This window comes from Paenibacillus sp. J22P90, assembly GCF_059692195.1.
Genome location: NZ_JCAUAY010000001.1, coordinates 756,656 through 779,332 on the forward strand (window position 1 = coordinate 756,656; position 22,677 = coordinate 779,332).

12 protein-coding genes are annotated in these 22,677 nt (G+C 44.5%); all 12 read left to right on the top strand.

The window, feature by feature from the left end; all coding sequences use genetic code 11:
* Positions 1–41 precede the first annotated feature (41 nt).
* Entirely contained in the window at positions 42–1,334 is a 1,293-nt protein-coding gene (locus tag AC58UX_RS02785; protein ID WP_497249505.1) for a Gfo/Idh/MocA family protein, read from the top strand.
* A gap of 280 nt (positions 1,335–1,614) precedes the next feature.
* A complete protein-coding gene (locus tag AC58UX_RS02790; protein WP_497249507.1) occupies positions 1,615–3,699 on the top strand; it encodes a DUF5054 domain-containing protein in 2,085 nt (694 codons plus the stop codon).
* Positions 3,700–3,734: 35 nt separating this feature from the next.
* Entirely contained in the window at positions 3,735–6,098 is a 2,364-nt protein-coding gene (galA, locus tag AC58UX_RS02795; RefSeq protein ID WP_497249509.1) for a beta-galactosidase GalA, read from the top strand.
* A gap of 95 nt (positions 6,099–6,193) precedes the next feature.
* The gene (locus AC58UX_RS02800; RefSeq protein ID WP_497249511.1) at positions 6,194–7,156 is read left to right on the top strand and encodes an ABC transporter permease; all 963 of its coding nucleotides are present in this window, start codon (positions 6,194–6,196) and stop codon (positions 7,154–7,156) included.
* Complete coding sequence (locus AC58UX_RS02805) at positions 7,156–8,031, top strand: carbohydrate ABC transporter permease (protein WP_497249513.1); 876 nt, start codon at positions 7,156–7,158, stop codon at positions 8,029–8,031. Before AC58UX_RS02800 ends, AC58UX_RS02805 begins: the two co-directional genes overlap by 1 nt.
* A 63-nt stretch (positions 8,032–8,094) precedes the next feature.
* Positions 8,095–9,738: an extracellular solute-binding protein gene (locus AC58UX_RS02810; protein ID WP_497249515.1), complete on the top strand. Its 1,644-nt coding sequence runs from the start codon at positions 8,095–8,097 to the stop codon at positions 9,736–9,738.
* A gap of 84 nt (positions 9,739–9,822) precedes the next feature.
* Positions 9,823–11,604 (top strand): sensor histidine kinase, encoded by a 1,782-nt coding sequence (locus AC58UX_RS02815; protein ID WP_497249517.1) that lies wholly within the window; start codon positions 9,823–9,825, stop codon positions 11,602–11,604.
* The gene (locus AC58UX_RS02820) at positions 11,585–12,997 is read left to right on the top strand and encodes a response regulator transcription factor (protein WP_497249519.1); all 1,413 of its coding nucleotides are present in this window, start codon (positions 11,585–11,587) and stop codon (positions 12,995–12,997) included. Before AC58UX_RS02815 ends, AC58UX_RS02820 begins: the two co-directional genes overlap by 20 nt.
* Before the next feature lie 140 nt (positions 12,998–13,137).
* Positions 13,138–15,738: a glycoside hydrolase family 38 N-terminal domain-containing protein gene (locus AC58UX_RS02825; RefSeq protein ID WP_497249521.1), complete on the top strand. Its 2,601-nt coding sequence runs from the start codon at positions 13,138–13,140 to the stop codon at positions 15,736–15,738.
* Positions 15,739–15,858: 120 nt separating this feature from the next.
* Positions 15,859–18,129 (top strand): glycosyl hydrolase family 95 catalytic domain-containing protein, encoded by a 2,271-nt coding sequence (locus AC58UX_RS02830; protein WP_497249523.1) that lies wholly within the window; start codon positions 15,859–15,861, stop codon positions 18,127–18,129.
* Between the two features lie 3 nt (positions 18,130–18,132).
* Complete coding sequence (locus AC58UX_RS02835) at positions 18,133–20,340, top strand: glycosyl hydrolase family 95 catalytic domain-containing protein (protein ID WP_497249525.1); 2,208 nt, start codon at positions 18,133–18,135, stop codon at positions 20,338–20,340.
* A 23-nt stretch (positions 20,341–20,363) separates the two neighbouring features.
* On the top strand, positions 20,364–22,652 hold the full coding sequence (locus AC58UX_RS02840; RefSeq protein WP_497249527.1) for a hypothetical protein: 2,289 nt from the start codon (positions 20,364–20,366) through the stop codon (positions 22,650–22,652).
* Positions 22,653–22,677: the final 25 nt, after the last annotated feature.

Genomic DNA, 22,677 nt, shown 5'->3' on the forward strand with positions numbered 1-22,677 from the left:
GTAACATACATTATAAAAAATTGATAAGGGGCCCTGAATTCATGTCTAAAGCAAAAATCAAGATCGCATTAATCGGTGCCGGTTTACGCGGAGTCAACTATATTAATTATCTACTGAAATATAAATCGGAAGCGGAGCTTGTTGCAGTTGCGGATCCTAATTCCGCTCGTAGGAACAAAGTGCGTGACAGCTTTGATCTAGAGGAACTGCAATGCTATGAAAGCTGGGAATCGCTGCTATCAGGGGCCAAAATGGCTGATGCGGTGTTTATCTGTACACAGGATCAGCTTCATCTTGAACCGACGCTTCGGGCTTTGGAAGCAGGCTATCACGTATTGCTGGAAAAACCGATCTCGACGGATCCGGCGGAATGTATACAAGTAGTGGAAGCAGCCGAAAAGTATGACCGTATCTTGGCCATTTGCCATGTGCTAAGGTATACGCCTTTTTTTCAAACCATCAAGCGGCTGCTTGATGAAGGCGAAATCGGCCGGCTAGTGACTGTTCAGCACAATGAGAATGTTGGGTTTTGGCATCATGCTCATAGCTATGTGCGCGGTAACTGGCGTAGGAAAGATGAAGCGAGTCCGATGATTCTATCCAAGTCTTCCCATGATCTTGATATTCTGTCCTGGCTCATCGGGGTGGATTGTGTTAGTTTGTCTTCTTTTGGCTCACTAAGTTATTTTAACCAAAACAATGCTCCAAATGGTGCCCCAAAACGGTGTCTCGATGGCTGTCCGGTGGCAGATACCTGTGAATATTATGCTCCGAAGCTTTATTTAACGGATCATGTGGGATGGCCAACACAAGCAATTAGCGATGATTTGAGCTATGAGGGAAGGCTGAAGGCGCTTGAAGAAGGCCCGTATGGGCGATGCGTGTTCCATTGTGACAACGATGTTGTGGATCATCAGGTGGTTAATATGGAATTCGCGAATGACGTCACAGCCTCCTTTACGATGAGCTCTTTTACACAGGTCATAAGCCGTACCATCAAGTTAATGGGTACGAAGGGCGAAATTCGCGCTGATATGGATATGAATGAAATTGATATTTTTCGATTCGATACGGGGTTTAAGAAAACCGTTACACTTAAAAAACCTGAAGGATATCACGGACATGGCGGCGGCGACGGCGGAATTGTTCACGATTTTATTAAGCTTCTCAGAGACGGCGGCACAAGTAGCAGCCTTACATCTGCAAGCAACTCCTTGCAAAGTCATTTGATGGCGTTCGCCGCTGAAGAATCGCGATTAACCAAGAAGGTGATCGACATGCAGGAGTACTACCAAATAAATAAAGGTACACTAGACTCGCCGACGGTTCGTTGAACGGTAGAAAGCGTGTAGAGGCGCCTTATGCCATCATAACAAGCATCCGTTCCTACAAAACGGGTGCTTGTTATTTTTATCAGGAATACAATGTGGATGCGTTTGGGAGAATTCAAAAAACTGTACTAATTTTTCTACATGGTCTATCTTCGTTTTTTCCATACCATAAGAGAATTTACAGAAATATAATCTTATTTAACTAGACTCTTGCATGAAGCGACATATACATTTTTGTGTATTTCATCCAGGTCTCGGTTTAAGAATAGGGGAGGCTTAATTGATGACAACCGTTAAAAGAGTACATGTCATATTTAAAACACACTTGGATATTGGTTTTACCGATCTGGCTGCTAATGTAGTTGACAAGTATATGAATTTGTTTATTCCGCAAGCGCTGGAAATGTCCGATAAGATGAGAGGAAAAGATGGTCGATCACAATTTGTCTGGACAGTGGGTTCCTGGCTGATCGAGGAATATTTGCAAACGGCTTCAGAAGAAAACAGGATTCGAATGGAACAGGCCATTGCAAAAGGAGATATCGCTTGGCATGGCCTTCCATTCACGACGCATACGGAGCTATTGGATAAAAAATTGCTGGAGTACGGGCTATCAATATCTAATAAGCTGGATCAAAAGTTCGGAAAGCGCACCATTGCGGCGAAAATGACGGATGTTCCCGGGCATACAATTGCCATGGTACCTATTCTAGCGAAACATGGTGTTCGTTATTTGCATGTCGGTGTTAATCCTTCATGCAAGCCTCCAAGTGTCCCGCAGGTGTTCGTTTGGAAAGCAAGCGACGGCTCTGAATTGATCGTGAACTATGCCTCCGATTATGGTCAATCATTAAAAGTAGAAGGTCTGGAAGATGCACTCTATTTTGCCCATACGGGTGATAATAACGGACCCTCCTCCCAAGAAGACATCGAGAAGCTGTACATTCGTTTGCAATCCGAATACCCGGGAGCGGAAATTTCCTCATCGACACTTGATCAATTTGCTGCAAAGCTGCTCCAATTCAAAGACTCGCTTCCCGTTGTTTGTGAAGAGATCGGGGATACCTGGATTCAAGGCACTGCATCCGATCCGATGAAAGTGGCTCGCTACAGGGAGCTGCTTCGATTAAGAGATCAATGGGTAGATTCAGGCGCGCTAGATCCCCGGAGTGCAAGCTACGAAAGGTATTGCAATCGTTTGATGTTGATTCCTGAGCATACCTGGGGCCTGGATGAGAAAGTGTATTTAGGAGATTACACAAATTATGCTTCAGAGGATTTCAAGGCGGCGAGAGATGCTGATCAGGTTTCATCAGAGACGACGAAACGTCAATTGGCTTACGCAACTGGACATGCGCGCAAGGAGCGCAGTTATAAGCACTTTGAAAGTTCTTGGCAGGAACAGCGAGGGTACCTGGATCAAGCGATATCAGCACTTAGTATGAATTTGCAAATCGAAGCGAGAAAAGTGTTAGACAGAATGAATTCAGTTAGCTTGTCTAATTTTGATACCGAAGAAAGCATCGAGCACCTTGAAGCGAACCACTGCTATGAATTAGGATCATTTCGTGTAAGTTTTGCTGAGGATGGTTCTATCAATCAACTGGTTGATGCGAATAAGAAAGTATGGGCAACTAATGAAAACAGGCTTTGTGCTTTCAGCTATGAAACGTTCGGAAAAGAAAATTACGACCGCTATTTTAATGAATATACGATCAACATGAATAAGCATTATACTTGGGCTTATCCTGACCACGGCAAGCCTGGATTTGAATATGCAGAGCCTCAACCGGAGCATAAGTTGTACCAGCCGGTGCTAAGAGGTCTGCGAGTGGAGAGACTGTCGGCCATCGATAAAGTATGCGTTCAATTGGAGATGCACCCCGAGGCTTGCAGCCATTATGGCGCACCTCATCAGCTGGCGATTGTATATACGTTCTATCACAACGATTCGATGATCGATGTAGAACTGATTTGGAAGGATAAACCGGCCTGCCGCTTGCCGGAAGCAAGCTGGTTTTCGTTCGTCCCTTCTGTTAACAATCCCAACAGGTGGACGATGGATAAGCTGGGTACCCCGATTTCGCCGTTATCTGTTGTAAAGAACGGCAGCAGGAACATGCATGCGGTCAACAAAGGGATCGTCTATGAAGGCTCGGATGGAAGCTTCTCGATTGAGTCGCTTGATGCACCTGTCGTATGCCCGGGAGAAAGAAGATTGTTGCAATTTGATAATTCGTTTGCTCCTCTCGATGGAGGGTTTCACTTCAATTTACACAATAACGTGTGGGGAACCAACTTCCGGATGTGGTTTGAAGAGGACATGAACTACCGTTTCCGATTAATTACAAAATCTAGTCACCTATAATTGATAGCGGATGTTGGATGGAAGAAGGGTCTACCATGAGAGAAAAATTGAACTTTGATAGCAGCTGGATGTTTCACTTGGGCGATATTCCTACTCGTCATGCGGTTAAGGGCGGCATGTCGGGAGGGTTAACCGATTGCGAGAATATAGAGGAGGGTGAATGGCTAAAAATCGCTTTTTTCGATGAAAGGGAAAAAGCGGACATCATTCCTACTAAGTGGAGGGAGGTCGATCTCCCTCATGATTGGTGCGTAGAAGGCAATTATTTTAACGACAGCGGTGTTGTAAAACATCATAAAAATCATGGCTATCTTCCGGTTGGAATCGGTTGCTACCGCAAGGTGTTTACACTTGCGCAAGAGGATCTGGGTAATAAAATTTCGTTAGAATTCGATGGAGTGATGAGAAACAGCACCGTTTGGGTGAACGGGCACTTGCTGGGTACTCATTCGAGCGGATATACAGGCTTTAACTACGATATTACGGATATTGCACGTTATGGAAACGAAGGAGAAAATGTCGTTTTCGTTAAGGTAGATGCTCGAGATTATGAAGGCTGGTGGTATGAAGGCTGCGGCATTTACCGGCATGTGTGGCTTATCAAAACGGATAGACTTCACGTCGGTAGATATGGAACGTATATCACAACGCCTAGTATTAATGAAAACGAGGCTATCGTACAGGTTCACACTCATGTACTCAACGAGTACAGTCATGCAAAGCCATGCAGACTGGAAACAACCATTCGAAGTTTAAACGGACAGGTTGTCGGTTGCTCTTACGAAACGAAAGAAATCAAGAAAGACGATACAGCTGACTTCAAAGCTTTCATTAAAGTAGAGCAGCCCCAGCTTTGGTCTCCAGAGCAGCCTTACCTATATGAAGTGAAAAGCGACATTTATGTTAACGATCAGCATGTGGATTCGTATAAGTCGCCACTCGGAATTAGAACGATTGAATTTCACGCCGCTCAAGGCTTTTTACTAAATGGAAAGCCTTATCTCATCAAGGGAACATGCAATCACCAGGATTTTGCAGGTGTGGGTGCTGCTCTCCCGGATCAAGTTACAGCGTACAAGATTAAGCTGCTCAAGGAAATGGGTTGTAATGCTTATCGATGTGCTCATCATGCTCCTGCACCAGAGCTGCTTGAAATTTGTGATCGAGTGGGCATGCTTGTAATGGATGAGAACCGGCGACTGGATGTTTCCCCGAGCGGAGTAGCGGATTTGAAGGAGTTGTTGTATCGGGATCGCAATCACCCGTCAGTCATAATGTGGAGCCTAGAGAACGAGGAAATACTCGAAGGGACCACCATGGGGGCTCGTATGTTGGAGACATTGGCGCGTATTGCCCGTTCCATTGATCCGACTCGCCCGACGATAGCTTGCATGAACCATGGATGGAATGATAGCGGGTACAGTAATGCGGTGGATGTTACCGGGTATAACTATGGTCAAAGAAAGGATCAGTACATTCATGACCATCTTCAAAATCCAGATCGGAAAATGATTTGCAGCGAAAGCACCAGTTGCACAACGACCCGGGGAATATACGAACAAGATCCTCAAGCAGGCTTCTGTTCCTCCTACGGGGATCATATACCAAGCTGGTCCTGTTCACATGAAAAGTCTTGGCAGGACGTAATTGGTAATCCGTTCCTTTCTGGTATTTTTGTATGGACCGGCTTTGACTACAGAGGGGAGCCTACGCCTTATCAATGGCCTTGTATCGGTTCTCACTTTGGTATCATGGACAGCTGCGGGTTTCCAAAGGATGCCTATTATTACTATAAATCGGCTTGGATGGATGAACCGACGGTGCATGTAATGCCTCATTGGACGTGGCACGGTAAAGAAAATCAAGTCATTGACGTGTGGGCTTATAGCAATTGTGAGACATTGGAGCTTTGGTTAAACGGTCAGAGCCTTGGAGAGAAGCCTGTAGATCGGAATAACCGGATGACCTGGCAAGTTGGCTATGTACCTGGAGAATTAATTGCGATCGGTAAGATCGGTGGAGTCGAAGCAGCGAGGAAAATACTCGCCACTGCGGGCCATTCGGCAAAGATTAAGTTGGAAGCCGATAAAGCGGCTATGCATTCAAACGGCACGGACACCGTCATGGTTAGAGTATCTATTCTAGATGATCAGGGTCACCTGGTACCGACAGCTGACAATGAAATCCGGTTTACAATCGAGGGCCCTGGTACTCTCCTCGGTGTCGGCAATGGTAATCCAAGCAGCCATGAACCTGATAAGGCTGATCAGAGACGTGCATTTAATGGACATTGCCTTGCTATCATTCAGGCGCGGAAGATGCCAGGGGAGGTCGTGATTCGGGCGCATTCAACTAATTTAGAGCCGGCGACAGTGATTCTGGAGGTTATAACAAACTAATTTTTCTCCATACATCATCTATTTATATGCCATACAGCGATTTAAGCTGATCTTTTATAATCAAATTAAAGACAACGAGATGGAGAGATGCCGAAATGAAAACGATATCAGTTGAAGTTCCGAAGGAACAGGCAGTCGTTCGCAAGTCTTCAAACGGATTGCCTAAGCGAATGTGGGATGCCCGGTATTTGTATATCCTTGTGCTCCCGGTTATGCTGTACATCATATTAATTCAATATGTTCCCATGTATGGGGTCATATTGGCTTTTAAGCACTATAGCTTTAAGGGCGGAATAACTGGGAGCCCTTGGACTGGACTAGATAACTTTCAAGAAATGTTCCGGTTACCTGAGTTTATGAAAGTTTTAAAAAACACATTTGTAATCGCTTTCGGAAGACTGATTTTCGAATTTCCAGTACCCATCATCATGGCACTGTTGATTAATGAAGTCATATCGAAGAAGTTGAAACGATTCTACCAAACGGTCTACACATTCCCTCATTTCCTGTCATGGGTTATTATTTCAGGCATCATGATGAATTTCTTAAGCGATATGGGGGTATTGAACCAGATTTTCCAAGCCGTGGGGCTGGATAAGCAGCAATGGTTACTAGATGTAGGTAAATTCAAAGGTTTCCTATTCGGATCAAACATATGGAAGGAAATGGGCTGGGGGACGATTCTATATCTCGCTACAATGGCTGGAATAAATCCGGAATTGTATGAAGCGGCAAGTATAGACGGCGCGAATCGCTGGCATCGTATGAAAGCAATTACATGGCCGGCGCTGCAAGGTACGGTGCTTATCCTTCTCATCCTGGCGCTTGGTAATATTATGGGCGGAGCAGGCTTTGATCAAATTTACAATATGGATAATGCGGCAGTACGGGAAAGTTCGGAAGTGCTTGATACTTATATTTACCGTGCAACATTCTTCCAAGGACTTGATTTTGGGTTTACCACTGCAGTTGGGGTATTTAAGTCGGTGGTCAATGCTGCAATGTTGTTAATTGCCCACTTTATTGTGAAATCTAGAGGACATGGGGGGTTATTCTAATGCGGCACAAGTATAATGTTGTTGATTATGTGATTCACGCTATATTGATTGTGGCTGCGCTGATAATGATTATTCCCTTCTATAATGTGGTGCTGCAGTCGTTTGCCACGCCGGCGGCGATTGCGAAGCAACCGATCTATTTAATACCTACAACGATTGACTATACTTCATTCAAGGTCATATTTGAAAATAAAGCAATTTGGTCGGCCATTCGCATTTCTGCTTTTGTTACGGTTGTGGGAATGCTAATTAATATGATCATTACAACTTGCGGTGCTTATGCCTTAACGAAGAAGCATATGCCCGGTCAAAAGCTGTTCGTAGGTTTGGTTATATTCCAAATGCTTTTTCACGGCGGGCTTATTCCGACATACTTGACGATGAAAAATTACGGTCTCTTGAACAGTCTGCTCGCCATGATCATACCAATTGCGGTGAATACGTATTATCTCATCATCATGATGAGTTATTTCAGGACGATCCCGGATGCACTCGAGGAATCGGCCAAAATCGATGGCGCAAATGATATTCAGATATTATCTCGTATTGTTCTTCCGATCTCCATGCCTACGATTGCTACCATATGTTTATTTTACTCAGTAGATCGCTGGAATGAATGGTATAATGCCATGATTTATCTAAAGGATTCATCCAAGTATCCATTGCAATTGTACTTAAGAGAAATGCTTGCAAGTGCCAGTGTACTCGCTAACTCTGACCTCGCCGCTTCTGAAATTTCCGATCGTGCAGCTATCTATACTAACGGATTAAAAATGGCCATGGTGGTTGTAACGACCTTACCGATTTTGCTCGTATATCCGTGGCTTCAGAAGTATTTTACTGCTGGTGTTATGATTGGTTCCGTTAAGGAGTAAACACTTTTGTTTTTGAGACGTATGTCTTAAAATATAACATGAGAAATGGAAGGGGATTTTCACATGAAAGAGACACAAAAAAAATCACTTCGTAAGTTTGTAACAACCGCATCTGTAATGACGTTATCAGCTTCACTACTCGCTGCATGCGGAAACGGAAGCGATAATGGAGCGACATCATCGCCAAGTGCGACAGCGGCAGCAAATGCATCCACTGTATCTCCAACTGCAGCTACAACTCTTGCATCAGACAAACACTATGACATCACGTTTGGCGCGATCGATATTGACAAAAGTTTGGCGGATGGAGAGAACGACGCATCGCTTCAGCAGATTCAAAAAGCAGTAAACATTACATTGAAGCCGCAAGCCGTAACCAGTGATAATGTGAACGAGAAGGTTAAGCTTTGGGCGGCATCCGGTCAATTGCCGGATATGATGCTTTATGAAGTATCCAATGGTCCTACCGCATCCCAATGGATCCAACAAGGGATAGTGAGAGAGATTCCTGAGAAGATGTATAGCAAATATCCAAACCTAAATAAACTGATGAGTTCACCTGAAGCTCAGGCGACGAAAGTAAATGGTAAATTTTACGCAATTCCTCGTCTATCGAAAAATTCTCCTGATGAATGGGCGCTTGATCGCGGATATATGGTTCGTAAAGATTGGATGGATAAGCTGGGCATTAAGACACCTAAGACGTATGATGAATATCTGGCTATGTTCAAGGCATTTGCCGAGAAGGATCCGGATGGCAACGGCAAGAATGATTCAATTGGGCTCACTACGAACTTCCTTGACGTGCTGATTACGACGATTAAACTAGGCAGCGCCGTTCCGAACATGGGTGGATGGATGCAAGAAGACGGTAAATGGATTCCAGCGTATGCATCTAAAGGCATGAGCGATTATGTGACGAAATACCGTAAGCTGTATGCGGAAGGCGCACTTGACAAGGATTTCGCTCTCCTAAAAGTCGGCGAAGGCGGCGATAAGTTCGCACAAGGAAATGTTGGAGCTCTAAACATTCAAATGGCCGCTGGTAGTCTGAAGGGAATCAAAGATAAATGGGATAAGTTCCCGCATGATAAATCATTCGAAGATTCGGTCATCACTTTGCCGGGCTGGACGGCTCCAGATAATAATCAATACCGCTTTTACGGCGCATCCTTCTATCAAGAAAATTACATCAATACTAGTGTCGATGACGGTAAGTTAGATGCTATCTTGAGGCTCATGGAGTATAACTTGTCTGATAAAGGAAAAGACTTGGTCTCATACGGCATCGAGGGCAAGGATTACAAAAATGAGAACGGCAAACTTACTATCTTGCAAAAACCGGTTTACAAAAGTTCAGGCCTCTTCTTCTACACGAATGGATTGGGCTGGGGAGCAAAAGTTTCACCGGAAGCCATCAAATTAAGCTTCCCAGAGAAATTTATCAATATGCAAAATCAGATGTACGACGACTTGCTTAAAAACGCCAAACCGATTCCAATTAACTTTGCCGTTGAAGGTATTAATACGCCTTCAAAAGCTAAAGTAGCGGGACTCAAGTGGTCTGATGCTGTGATCAAAGTTGTGCTTGGTAAAGATGATCCTGTGAAAATGTGGCAAGAAGAGTATGCGCATCTTGATCAAAAAGTGATTAATGACGCGATCTCGGAAGTCAACGATGTTGTTGCAAAGCAAGGCATTAAATAATACAGTTAACCTATGCCCATCGAGCGATGGGCATAGGTTTATTCGATTCTTAAATATTGGAATACTTGGTCTGGGGGCGGAGGGATGTACCGGGCGTTTAAGAAGTGGGGAATTAAGACGCAATTGATGATCTTAATCCTAGTTTCGACCGTATTTATTATGTTGGCGCAAGCATTTAGCTACTGGCAGATGTCGGAAACGATATCGGCAAGAAATGACGAGTATTTAAACGAACTCTTGAACAATGTCAGCAAAACCATTGAAAGTAATTTTAATGCTGTCAACCGAATTATGACTTCAACAGCGTATAATGACATGGTACAACGATACTTGATGGAAGAAGATCCTACGAATCGATTTCTGCTGAATCAGAGTATGGTGTCCACATTAGAAAATGTGAAACCATTAAATCGAAGTATCGTTGATTTTGTGCTTATTGGGAAGTTTGGAAACGATTACAATGTGGGGTATGATCCTTCTACACGCACAGCTTTTCAAGCTATCATCAATCGTTTTTCCGACAGACCCACTCAAGTTGCATTTCGTGGCATCAACAACCTTTATTTTAAGCAGAATACGGCTAATTATATCGTTGCAGAACTTCCAATTCGAGGTGTCAATTCCGGTTTGGGATATGGTCTGGAGATCGGACATCTATTAATTCTGTTGGATACTCAAGCGATTATACCGCAGATTGAGTCGAATAGGACTGCTGGTATGTACTATGTGCTTGATACGGACGGTGTTGTCATTTCGAGCAATAATCAATTGGATATCGGAACGAAGTGGGAGGATATTTCGGTTTATAATTCGGTTGTTCGTACGAAAGATATTCCTGATATTGGATTCAAGCTCGTTAGCGTAATTCCAAAATCAGAGCTGTATAGGGGGATGGGACGGCTACGTCTGATTACCGCCGTTCTTATCGGAATAATGATAATACTCATGTATGGAACTTATTTGGCGATTGGAAACAATATTATTCAGCCTATTAAAACATTTGTAAAGTATGTGAATAATATTAAAAGTAAAAATGAGGATGTACTGAAAGAACAGGAAAATCTTCAACTGGAAGGTTACGCCGAAATTGGTCTGATGGCGACAAAATTCAATCAATTAATGAATGAAACGAATGAACTGACCCAGCATGTGCTTCAAACCAATTCACGCATCTATGAGTTGGAACTTTTGAAAAAGCAGGCGGAGCTTGCCTATTTAAATAGCCAGATCAACCCGCACTTTCTATATAATACGTTAGAATGCATACAAGGTATTGCCTCAGTTAAAGGCGTTCATGAAATACAACGGATGACAGCGGCTTTAAGTCAAATTTTCCGTTACAGTATTAAAGGGGAAGATACGGTAAGTTTGAGCGAAGAATTGCGTATTGTGAAGCATTACATCTCCATTCAACTCGTTCGTTTTCAAAATCGATTTGACGTTCACTATTATATTCCGGATCAATTACTAGCGTTTCCTGTGAAAAAAATGATTTTGCAGCCGATCGTCGAGAATGCGATCTTTCATGGCATTGAGATGAAAGCGACGAAGGGTAATTTATGGATTGAGGCTAAGCGAAACCTAAATGGAGACGTCGAAATTCTCATTAAAGACGATGGCGTAGGCATTCGTACAGAACGATTGTATGAGCTGAAACAACGATTAAACATTGGATCTGATGAGGAATTAAGCGGGATGTTGGCGGGCAACAAGCAACGAATTGGGATTTCGAATGTTAACCAAAGGCTAAAGGTTGAGTACGGCTATGAGTATGGCATAACGATTCACAGTTCGGAGCACGAAGGCACCGAAGTTCTACTAACATTGCCTCAGGAGAGTGTGTCAGATGAACGTATTTTTAGTTGACGATGAGTATTGGACGCTGCAGAGTATTAAGGCTAAGGTTGACTGGTCTCACTATGGCATGACAGTTATTGGAGAAGCTTATAACGGCAACGATGGATTGCGTGAAATCATCGACAAAAAACCTGATCTTGTATTCACCGATATACGTATGCCTGGTATGGATGGGTTGGAGTTGATTGAGAAAGCCCGTGAAGCTGGCTTGGAAAATCAATTCATAATTATTAGCGGACATTCCGAATTTGCATACGCTCAGAAAGCTCTGCACCTTGGGGCAGATGGATATATTCTCAAATCATTTGATGAAGAAGAAATGAGCCCTGTATTGGAAGCGACGATTAAACGGTGGAAAAATAAAAAAGAAGCGGACGCATCACGGTTGATGGGATTGGTTCTCAGCCGAACGTCCGATTCGGATGAAGAAATCGTTCGAATTTTAAGCAGATCCGGGCTAATGATGAACGAAGACGCTAAACTTAGCGTTGTGGTCATTCGCAGTGAAGATATACAACTGACGACGGGATTACATCATACGAACGTCGTGAAGATCCGTACGGGCAAATTTACTTCTGCTTATGTCATGTACGCTGATGCGGCAGTCCAATTCGTATCTCAAGTACCGAATGGTTCCAAGGGGATAGGGGTTTCAAAACCTTTTACGAATGTGAAGGACTTGACGGATGCAATTCAGACTGCAACAGAGGAATCCTGTCGACCATTCCTAGCTGGGCGAAACGGGGAGATACTGCCATCATCAAGCTCCGATTCTTCTTTACAAGAGCTGATCATGAAGCTGTATGAGGCGATCCGATTAAAGAATATGCCGGAGATCTCCATTTGTATGGATGACATACAGTATAAGGCGGCGCAACGGAAGCTAGCGATTCGAGATGCTTATCGATTCTATAACTCGATGATGTCGTTTGTCTATCAGTATGATGAGGATGAAGAGCCATATCTGCACTCTTATGAAATGCTTATGGAGATGTATCCAAATTTTGAGGCCATGCTTTCATCCATTAAATCTTTCATTGTGCAAAAGCTGGAATGGGAAGGTTCTTCCCGTCCTGATACGGATTCCCGAGAGACTACCTCCAAATTTGTGAACTGGATCAAGGAACGGTACTATGAGAATTTGACGATTCATCATCTTGCAGAGCAGTTTAGTTTTAATCCTAACTATGTGAGTCAACTTTTTCAGAAGGAATTGCAAACGACTTTCACGAAATATTTGCTGCAAATAAGGCTAGATCGGGCTTGTCTGCTCTTGAAAGAGACGGAGCTTGCTGTAAGTGAAGTGGCGGAGAAAGTCGGATATAGTGATTATTTTTACTTTGCTAAAGTGTTTAAAAAGGCATTTAACATGACGCCGACACAGTATCGGGTGTGTGCATAACGGAATCTAGAACCTAATAGATTTCTATAACGAATCTAACGACTATCCATACCTAAAAATGGAGAAGTCGTTTATTTTTTTATATATAGTAAAACGCTTTCAATCAACTAAGATCCATGAGGTTAGGAGCTCAAAAAAACATGTCCAAAATTAAGGAAATCTTGTTTATGCACCATAGTCACCTCGATATTGGCTACACCCATCCTCAACCCTTATTACTTGAGCTGCAAAAGGATTATATCGATCAAGCGATCGCACTTTGCATACAGTCGGAATCCAATCCTGAACATTCAAAATTTCGCTGGACCTGTGAGGCGACCTATCCTGTCATGCAATGGCTGGAGACAGCGTCTTCCGATCAAGTGATAGCATTCCGAAGATTGGCGAAAAATGGACAAATTAGTATTGCTGCTCTTCCTATGCATGTGACGCCGCTCGTGCAAGCTGATCAGTTGGCACACATGCTGCAACCTATTCGCAAGCTTCGGGAACGATTTGATATTTCTGTTAAAACTGCGATCTCGCATGATATTAATGGGCAACCTTGGCCGCTTAGCCAACTATTGCTTGATGCTGGCATTGAATTTTATGTAACTGGAATCAACATTCATTTCGGGGGAATTCCGTTTCCTCGACCAAGTATATTTAAATGGAAAACACCTGATAACCGTGAGTTACTTACCTTTCTCGGCGAACATTATTCGATGTTCAATCATTTTTTTCATACCGAATCCAATGATACAGGTCGAATGGGACAAGGAATTCAGACGTATATCGATCGTTTGGAGGCGAATGGGTACCCTTACGACTTCGTTTTTTTAACGGCAGCCAATCCGCCAGCTTGGGACAACAATTGCCCGGACTCGAATCTACTACCGCTAATAAGTCGATTCAATGCAGAAGGTCATGGACAGAAGATCATGTTTGTGACTCCAGAGATGCTTCTAGAACGGATTCGCAGCATTCCGCAAGATCATATCCCAATTCATTCGGGCGATTGGACGGATTATTGGAATTTTGGTGCGGGGAGTTCTGCGTTGGAGACCCAAATCAATCGCCGTGCGAAACAAAACTTAAAGAAAGCGGATTTTCTCGAAGCTATCCAAGGGGCGCCAAATCTCCATTATTCACAATTGAAACATAAGGCTCAGGAACACGCACTTCTGTATGACGAGCATACTTGGGGAAGTTCGTATTCGGTATCCGATCCAGACCACCCTTTATCCAAATCTCAACAATTGCATAAATCGCATATGGCGTATTTGACTGCAGATCTATCGGCATATGTTATAGCTAAACAAATGGAGGCCGTGAGCGATAATCCGATACAATCACAAGAACCGCAAGGCGTCTTGTTAGTTAATACTTCTAGTGAAACCCAGCATGTGGAAGTGAAGGTTCCCGAGTATTATACGATTCCTAGACGGCAACTAGCTTCTGAGCGTGTGAGGGACTTCTTGCCTTATTGCCGAGAAGTACTGAACTACAGCACGTATGGGTTTGTCAATTTGGCTCCATTTTCATGGAAAAAAATCCCCATGTCGGAGCTGGAAACCCTGCTGCAAACATCAACAACGGGTAAAATTATCGTTACGGAGGGTGCAATCGAAACACCCTTTTATCGCATGACATTCAATTCTGAGACGGGACGAATTGTTCAACTTTACGATAAGCAGCAGAATTGGCCCATGCTGGACGAAAAGAGTCCTTGGAGCTTGTTCGAATATGTACAAGAATCGATCGATGGACGTTATAACAAAGATCAACGGACAACCTTTTTTCCCAGAGCTTTCGACAAGGTATTTAAGAACATTTCTGTGTGGAACCATGATTGGAAGGCCAAAAGAGTTGCTTCGGATCGGATGATATCTTTCTCGATAGAACGTTCCAATGATTCGGTCACCTACATTATGCATTTAGAAGCGCCAGGCGTTTCGCAGTTGGAGCAACGAATTACGTTCTCGGCTTCACATGCACGGATCGGTCTATCTGTTTCAATGAACAAGGAAGATATTCGATCTCCCGAATCTATTTACTTTGCATTTCCATTAAATATTGCTAGCGGTTGGCGTTCGCATTATGATACAGCAGGAATGGCAGTCGAGATGGATCGTGAACAGCTTGGTTCAGTTTGTCGAGATTGGCTGACCGTTGATCAAACGATTTCAATCTATGACGACAACAAGGGGATTACGTTAGCTTGTCCAGATGCACCGCTCGTACAGGTAGGAGACTTCCATTTCGGAAAGGAAAACGAGAAGATTGATCGAAATGAAAATCCGGTATTACTTGCATGGGCGATGAACAATTATTGGGACACAAACTTTCGGGCTAGCCAGCCCGGAAAAATACATTTACGTTATGAGTTGACTTCCTATGAGAAGTTTGATCCATTGAATGCCTATCGGGCAGGCGTTGCGGCAGTAAATCCCGTAGCTATCAATGCCGCGGTTTCTTGTGCTCAAGAGGAAAGCGGGCAATGGTTCCGCCATTCAAGCCGGTCGGTCGCTCTCCTTTATATGAAGCCTGCCGAGAATGGAGAGGGATTCATACTCGCTTTGCGTAATGTCGGACATGAGCAGGACGAGTATGTATTTACCGGTGTTGCAAAAGCGATTTCCGCTGCCTATATCGTCAATCCGCTAGAGGATGTGCTGCATCGGACAGAGCTAGTTGATCAACAGATACGACTATCCATGCAACCTGGTAAGGTCGTCTATGTGAAAGTTATGTTGGAATGATTTAACCTAATAGATTTCTATAACGAATCTAACGACTATCCATACCTAAAAATGGAGAAGTCGTTTATTTTTTTATATATAGTAAAACGCTTTCAGCTAACAAAAAGGAGTACCAATATGATGTATATATTGAAAACGCCGACCAAGCAACACGATTTATTGATTCATGGGGAGATCGACCGTTGGGATGAGGCGCTGCCGCTCGGAAACGGTTTGACAGGCTGCTTGATGTGGGGCAATGGTAATTCGCTCAAGCTCAGCTTGGACCGCGGAGATTTGTGGGACAACAGACTTGCGCCAGAGGCGTTAGCTGAAGATTATACGTATGCCAATTTGATCGAGCTGGTGAAGCGAAAAGATATAGATGCGATCCGGAAGAGATACCAGTTCAATCGGTTTACGGTAACGCCGACGAAGATTCCTGCCGGCAGAATTGAGCTCACCTGGGGCAGGAAAGCAGATCGGATGGATTTTTGTTTACATCTGTCGACTGCCATTGGCGAATCCAAGCTTCAATTTGCTGATTCAGAATGCCTCGTTAGGGCCATCATGCATGCAACAGATGGGATTGGCTATGTACGGGTATCGGGAAATGCCGAATTGCCGTTTGTATCTATTGTTCCGCCATCCTACTCGGCTCCGGATGGAGAAGAGAACCTAGCGTCGGATAGTTTGGCATTATTGCAATATCCGGACCCAAAGGTATTCGATGAAGACGGATGGATCATTTATCGTCAACAAACGTGTGAATTACTTGAGTTCGCCATCGTTGTGGGCAGCAAAATGGTGAACAGCGATCAATTGGAACTCGCCTATAAAATCGTGACCAATAAAGATGGAGAAGATTGGTTGATTCAAGCGAAGCAAGACATATCTCGTGCGTTACGGACCGGATGGGAAGCGATTGTAGAGAGTCACAGTAAGTGGTGGGAATCATTCTGGACGAAGAGCTCCATCACGCTTCCTGATCAGGAAACGGAAAATCAATGGTATCTGACGAATTACTTCTTGGGGTCATGCTCGCGCAAAGGGTCTCCACCTATGCCACTCCAAGGAGTTTGGACTGCTGATGAGGGGCGCCTCCCGCCATGGAAAGGCGATTATCATAATGATTTGAATACGCAGCTCAGCTACTGGCATTACTTAAAAGCGAACCATCTGGAGGAAGGTGAAAGCTTTCTGGATTTCTTGTGGGAGCTTCGGCCTGCTGCTAAGCGATTTGCCGAGTCATTTTTCGATGCGCCTGGTATTTGTTTACCTTCCGTCATGAGTATGGAAGGCACGTCCATCGGCGGATGGGCGATGTACTGCACTAATTTGATCAATCAAGTTTGGCTTTGCCAAGCTTTTGACCACTATTGGAAATACACGGGAGATCAAGTGTTTCTGGAGCAGAGAGCTTACGTGTATTTCACCGAAACCGCCGAATGTATCCTACGCTGGTTAGCACCTGGAGCGGATGGCAAATTGCGATTGCCGCTGTCGAGTTCGCCTGAAATTCATGACGATACGCTGGAAGCTTGGCTGACACCGAATAGTAACAACGATTTAGCCTTGTTGCAGTATTTCTTTGAAAGGTTGAATGCCATGGCGCTGTTATTGGGCAAAGAGGGAGAGGCGGAGCGTTGGAGCCGTGTTCGCGAGCAGTTACCTGAACTTGCGGTGAACGACAGCAATGTGCTTATGCTTAGTCCTGATGAATCGCTACAAGAAAGTCACCGTCATTTATCTCATTCCATGGCTATCTATCCGTTAAATCTACTTCAATACCATCGTTCCGAGCGTGAGAAACTCATCATCGACAGTACAATTAGAAATCTTGAAGAGTTAGGCAAGGGGCTCTGGGTTGGATTTTCTTTTGCTTGGATGGCGAATCTGTATGCGCGTCAAGGCAATGGTGAAGGAGCGTTGTACCAATTGAAGCTGCTTTGGGAAAATCTTTGCTCGGTAAACGGATTTCACTTAAATGGTGATTATCGCAAACGTGGTATTACCGCATGGCACTATCGTCCGTTCACGCTTGAATCCAATATGGCTGCTGCGGACGCTTTACAGGAAATGCTGTTGCAGAACGATGATGGCGTGATTCGCGTGTTCCCTGCAGTTCCAGTAGATTGGAAGCGTGAGAACATTTCGTTCCATAGGTTAAGAGGCGGTAAAGGGAGCTTAATCTCGGCGGAGTGGACCCAGGGACAATTACAATATATTCGACTAGAAGCAGAGAATGATGCTTTTTTGCGTGTACAGAACGTGTTTGGAACCGAATGGTTGATCTTGGAAAAAGAAAGCAAGCAAATGCCGATAACGGTGTCAGCAGACGGTACTTGTCAGATTCAGTTGCTGAAGGGCGAATCGGTCACAATCTTGCCGGAAGCGGCTCAGGGGGAATAAAGCATGTATACAGTAGAGCAAATTAACAATCTCGTCGAGCACAACATCTGCGAAGAAGAATGGAATGCAAGAAATGCGGTGTTCAACGCTCCTTCCACAAAATTACCGATCAACTATATGGTGGATTCTCCGATTCTTGGGAACGGCGATGTTGGTATTACAATCGGAGGGAATGCGGAAGACCAAACTTTTTATATTGGTAAAAATGATTTCTGGGCTAGGCCGCATATAGGAGAAACGGAAGAGCAGCGGAAGTGCCGCCTCTTGCATGAGGACGGGCGTAGAACAGGTGCTCATAGTATGACGGTAGGCCAGATTACACTAAGAATCCCTCAGCTGACAGGCGCGGACTACTATCAAGAGCAGGATATCCTTCATGCCGAAGTACGTGGAACTTTTAAGAAAGATGAGTTGACGGTCCGTATGTGTTCCTGGGTGAGCGCTACGCAAAATATGCTCGTAACGGAAATCACGTGTGAAGGCGGGGCAATTGATCTCAAAGCTGTTCTCCATGCAGGAGCCAAGGGCGAATATGAAGTCTATAACTATCGGAATGGCGCAGATGAAGATCTCGTCTGGTATAAATATGCGGCGAATTCGGCTTTTGTTCCCGAGGTAAGACGTGTGGCAGCAGTGTCGCGATTCGTTGGAGAGAATGTGGAATATGAGTGGTGTTTTGAGAACGTAGAGGCATCATGCAAGATTGCACCTGGCGGCAAAGTGGTTGTGCTAACAGCCATCCTCAGCAATTTGGACGATCCGAACTTTCTGGAGGCAGCCAAGCAGCTGGTTAAACAAGCTGAGGATCAAGAGATTGTGAAGCTAAAACAAGCACATCGGTCGTGGTGGAGAACGTATTATGAGAGTTCCTTTGTTGAAATCGATGACCCTGTTCTTATGAAGTACTACTATGCCTCCTACTATATTATCGGTTCATGCACAAGGGGCGGCAAAGTTCCTCCGGGGATTATCGGAAATTGGGTCACGAATGACCGGCCGATGTATTCGGGAGCCTATACATTGAATTATAACTATGAAGCTCCTTTCTGGGGATTGTACTCAGGGAATAGGATTTCTACAGCAGCTTCATATCATGAGCCATTGCTTGACCTTATGCCGCTTGGCAAATGGTTCGCTGAGCAAAAGTTGAACTGCCGTGGCCTCTATCTGCCAGTGCAAATTGCTCCCTGGGGAATGACGTGTACAACGTATTTTCACGGTCAAAAGTCAAATGCCGCATACGGTGCAGTCAATTTGTTGATGCAGTTCTATCATACGTATGATCTTGAATACGCCAATACAATTTACCCTTATTTGCTCGATACAGCGAACTTCTGGGAGGACTATCTAAAGTTTGAAGATGGACGTTATGTCATCTATGATGACGCCATTCATGAGCTGTCGAATGACAGGAAAAATCCGATTCTTTCACTAGGTCTGATTCGGATGGTAGTGAAAGGTTTGCTGGATATGAGCAAAGAGCTCGGTATTGATGCAGATCGCCATGACAAATGGAATCACATTTTGGATCATTTGAGCTCCTATCCGGTTTTTGAGAGAAATGGTCGGATGATTTTCCGCTTAACGGAAGAGGGCATGGAATGGAATAGTATCGGTGCCTTAGCTGTTCAACACATTTATCCAGCAGGAGCGATTGGGTTGGGCAGCCCAAATGAATTGCTCGAAATCGCCCGAAATACAGTAGATGAAATGCAGCGCTGGCGAGATAATAATGCATTCACTACATTTTATCAGGCTGCTGTTAGGGTTGGGTATGATCCAAGAGTTATCCTGCATCATCTGCGTGAAGCGTGTGAGGAAAAGTCGCTGCCTAACCTTGTCATTCAACACGGGGGCGGAGGCATAGAAGATTCCAGTGCTATTCCCAATAGTCTCCATGAAATGATGCTGCAAAGCCATGAAGGATTACTGCGCTTGTTCCCGGTATGGCCTGAGGAGACATCGGCGAGATTTGGGAGATTGCGAACAGTCGGCGCATTCTTGGTATCCAGTGAATATAAAGACGGTCGAGTGAAGTACATCGTCATCGAAAGTGAAAAAGGCCGCGATTGCCAAATTCTAAATCCGTGGCCGGATCAAGCTGTGCAAATCTATAGAAATGGTTTAATGGCGCAGGAGCTTACAGGATCTCAGTTTACCTTAACTACGAAAGAGAACGAAAAGTTGATTCTTATTCCAAGTGCAACGTAGTTTTGCTAGAAAAGAGGCAGGGTATGAACATCGATTGGCTGCAGCGTGCGGAATTCAATGATTGCCGAATTGCCGTCAAACTAACGAAGTTCGACGGTACGGACCCTATTAAGACGAGTATGGCTGATCTTCATGAGCCCAGTTCGGAAAAATTGCTTCAATTGGATGAGTCGGTTTGGAGAATTAGTTACTCTATCGCAAAGGTACAAGCGAATACGGATGCATTCGATTGTGAGATTACGTTTCAAGTACTTGAAGGCAGCGTTAAGAGTGCCAATGTGTCTGTCAGTACGAAGCTGGATCGTTGGTCGAAAGAAAATTACGTCCTTATGCCGGCGGCAGCCTATAACGGGAATCGATTTAAGGTAAGCGACCAAGTGTACCCGCCGATGCTGACAAAAGAGGATGAAATCGGTCCAAACATACCTACTACCATTACGGATGTGCCGAGACTAAGTTTGAATAACGGACTGTCCCGCATGGAGCTGCGAACCGGGGACCTGTCTACACCGGCTGTGGGATGCTTCAGACGCGAGCAAAGAAAAGGGTTCTTCCTTTTAACAACACAAGGTACGGCTTATGGGGATTATGGCATCACAATGGAAGAAAATGAGGATCGGACGGAAGCGGTAATTTCGCTTTCCGCTCCGGCTGTTAGGTCGTTTAATTATAAAATGTGTAATTCGAAAGCGATCTCGGACGATCGGGCAGCCGATTTTCAGGCAGGTGATGAAGTTAGCATTAAGTTTCGCATTTATTTTTTCGATTGTCCCCATATTCCGGCCTTGTTTGATTATTTTGCCGACATTCGAAGAGACTTGACCGGGGTACCGCAATTTCGTCATGTACTCCCTTTCTCTGCGGCATGGGACATCACCCAGGAGAAATATAATCGGGATAATTGGGAGCATGAGCACGGATTTTACCGGTCGTCTACGTCACCGCATCCAATTTATGGTCAGTGGCAGACCGGTTGGGTCGGCGGAGGTATGAGCACATATCCCAAGCTAGCGATCGGAAATGAGTTGTCTCAAGAGAGGGCGCGCAAGACAATCAATTTTATGTTCGAAAAGCTACAAGCTCCCTCCGGTTTTTTTTATGGTATTTTTGCACAAGGAAAACTGTATGGAGACGCTTTCTATGAGTTTGACAGTATCGACATGCTTCTCTTTCGGAAAAATGCGGATTCGGCTTATTTTCTTGTTAAACAGTTTATGTTACTGGATCAGCAGGAAAAAGGAATTGCGGTTAGCCCCATTTGGAAGGCAGGTTTGATGAAAGCTTGCGATGCTTTCGTCCGATTATGGAATCGTCATGGACAATTTGGACAGTTTATCGACTTGGCTCAGGAATCCATAGTCATCGGAGGGAGCGCAAACGGCGGTATTGCTCCTGCGGCTTTGGCGCTTGCCAGTCAATTTTATGGACGTTCGGACTATTTGGATGTTGCGGAACGTTCTGCCGAATTTTACTATAAACATTTTGTTCGTCAAGGCGTAACGACCGGTGCCCCCGGTGAAATTTGTCAGTGCCCAGACAGTGAATCGGTGTTTGCACTTCTTGAATCATATGTCACGTTATTTGAGGTAACTGGAGTTGGCAAGTGGTTGAAAATGGCAGAAGATACAGCTAAGCTGTGCGCAACCTGGGTTGTTTCGTATGATTATGCTTATCCTCAGGAAGCGGAGTTCAGCAAGCTAGACCTGCGTTCGACAGGGGCGGTATGGGCCAGTGTACAGAACAAGCATGCCGCCCCGGGAATTTGTACCCTGTCAGGCTTATCCCTCTTCAAGCTTTATCGAGCTACGGGGAATACGTTCTACTTGGACTTGATTCGCGATATCGCTCATAATTTAGTGCCCTATCTTCCTACGCCGGATCGTCCTCTCCGGGTTACATGGGACAATAAACATAAGAACGAATCGATCCCTTCTGGTTGGCTCGGTGAGCGAATCAACACAAGTGATTGGGAAGGAAAGTCCAATATCGGCGAGATCGCAGGTGGTTCCTGCTGGTGTGAAGTATCCGTGATGCTTACGTACTTGGAAGTGCCAGGGGTATATATACGGAAAGACACTGGCTTCGTTTACACCATCGATCATATCGATGCCAAAGTTGTATCCAACAATGAGAGTGCAATAAGTGTCGTTCTCGTGAACCCAACTTCTTATTCCGCAAACGTAGGAGTGTTTGTAGAAAACGAATATGAGCAACAGAAAATGATGGGAGCGAATCCGTGGCTTGATTATATTACGGTAACGATTCCACCGTACTCTGAGAAGACACTAACACTAGATAAAAGTAACAAATAGTGAACATAACCTAAGCATGTACAGA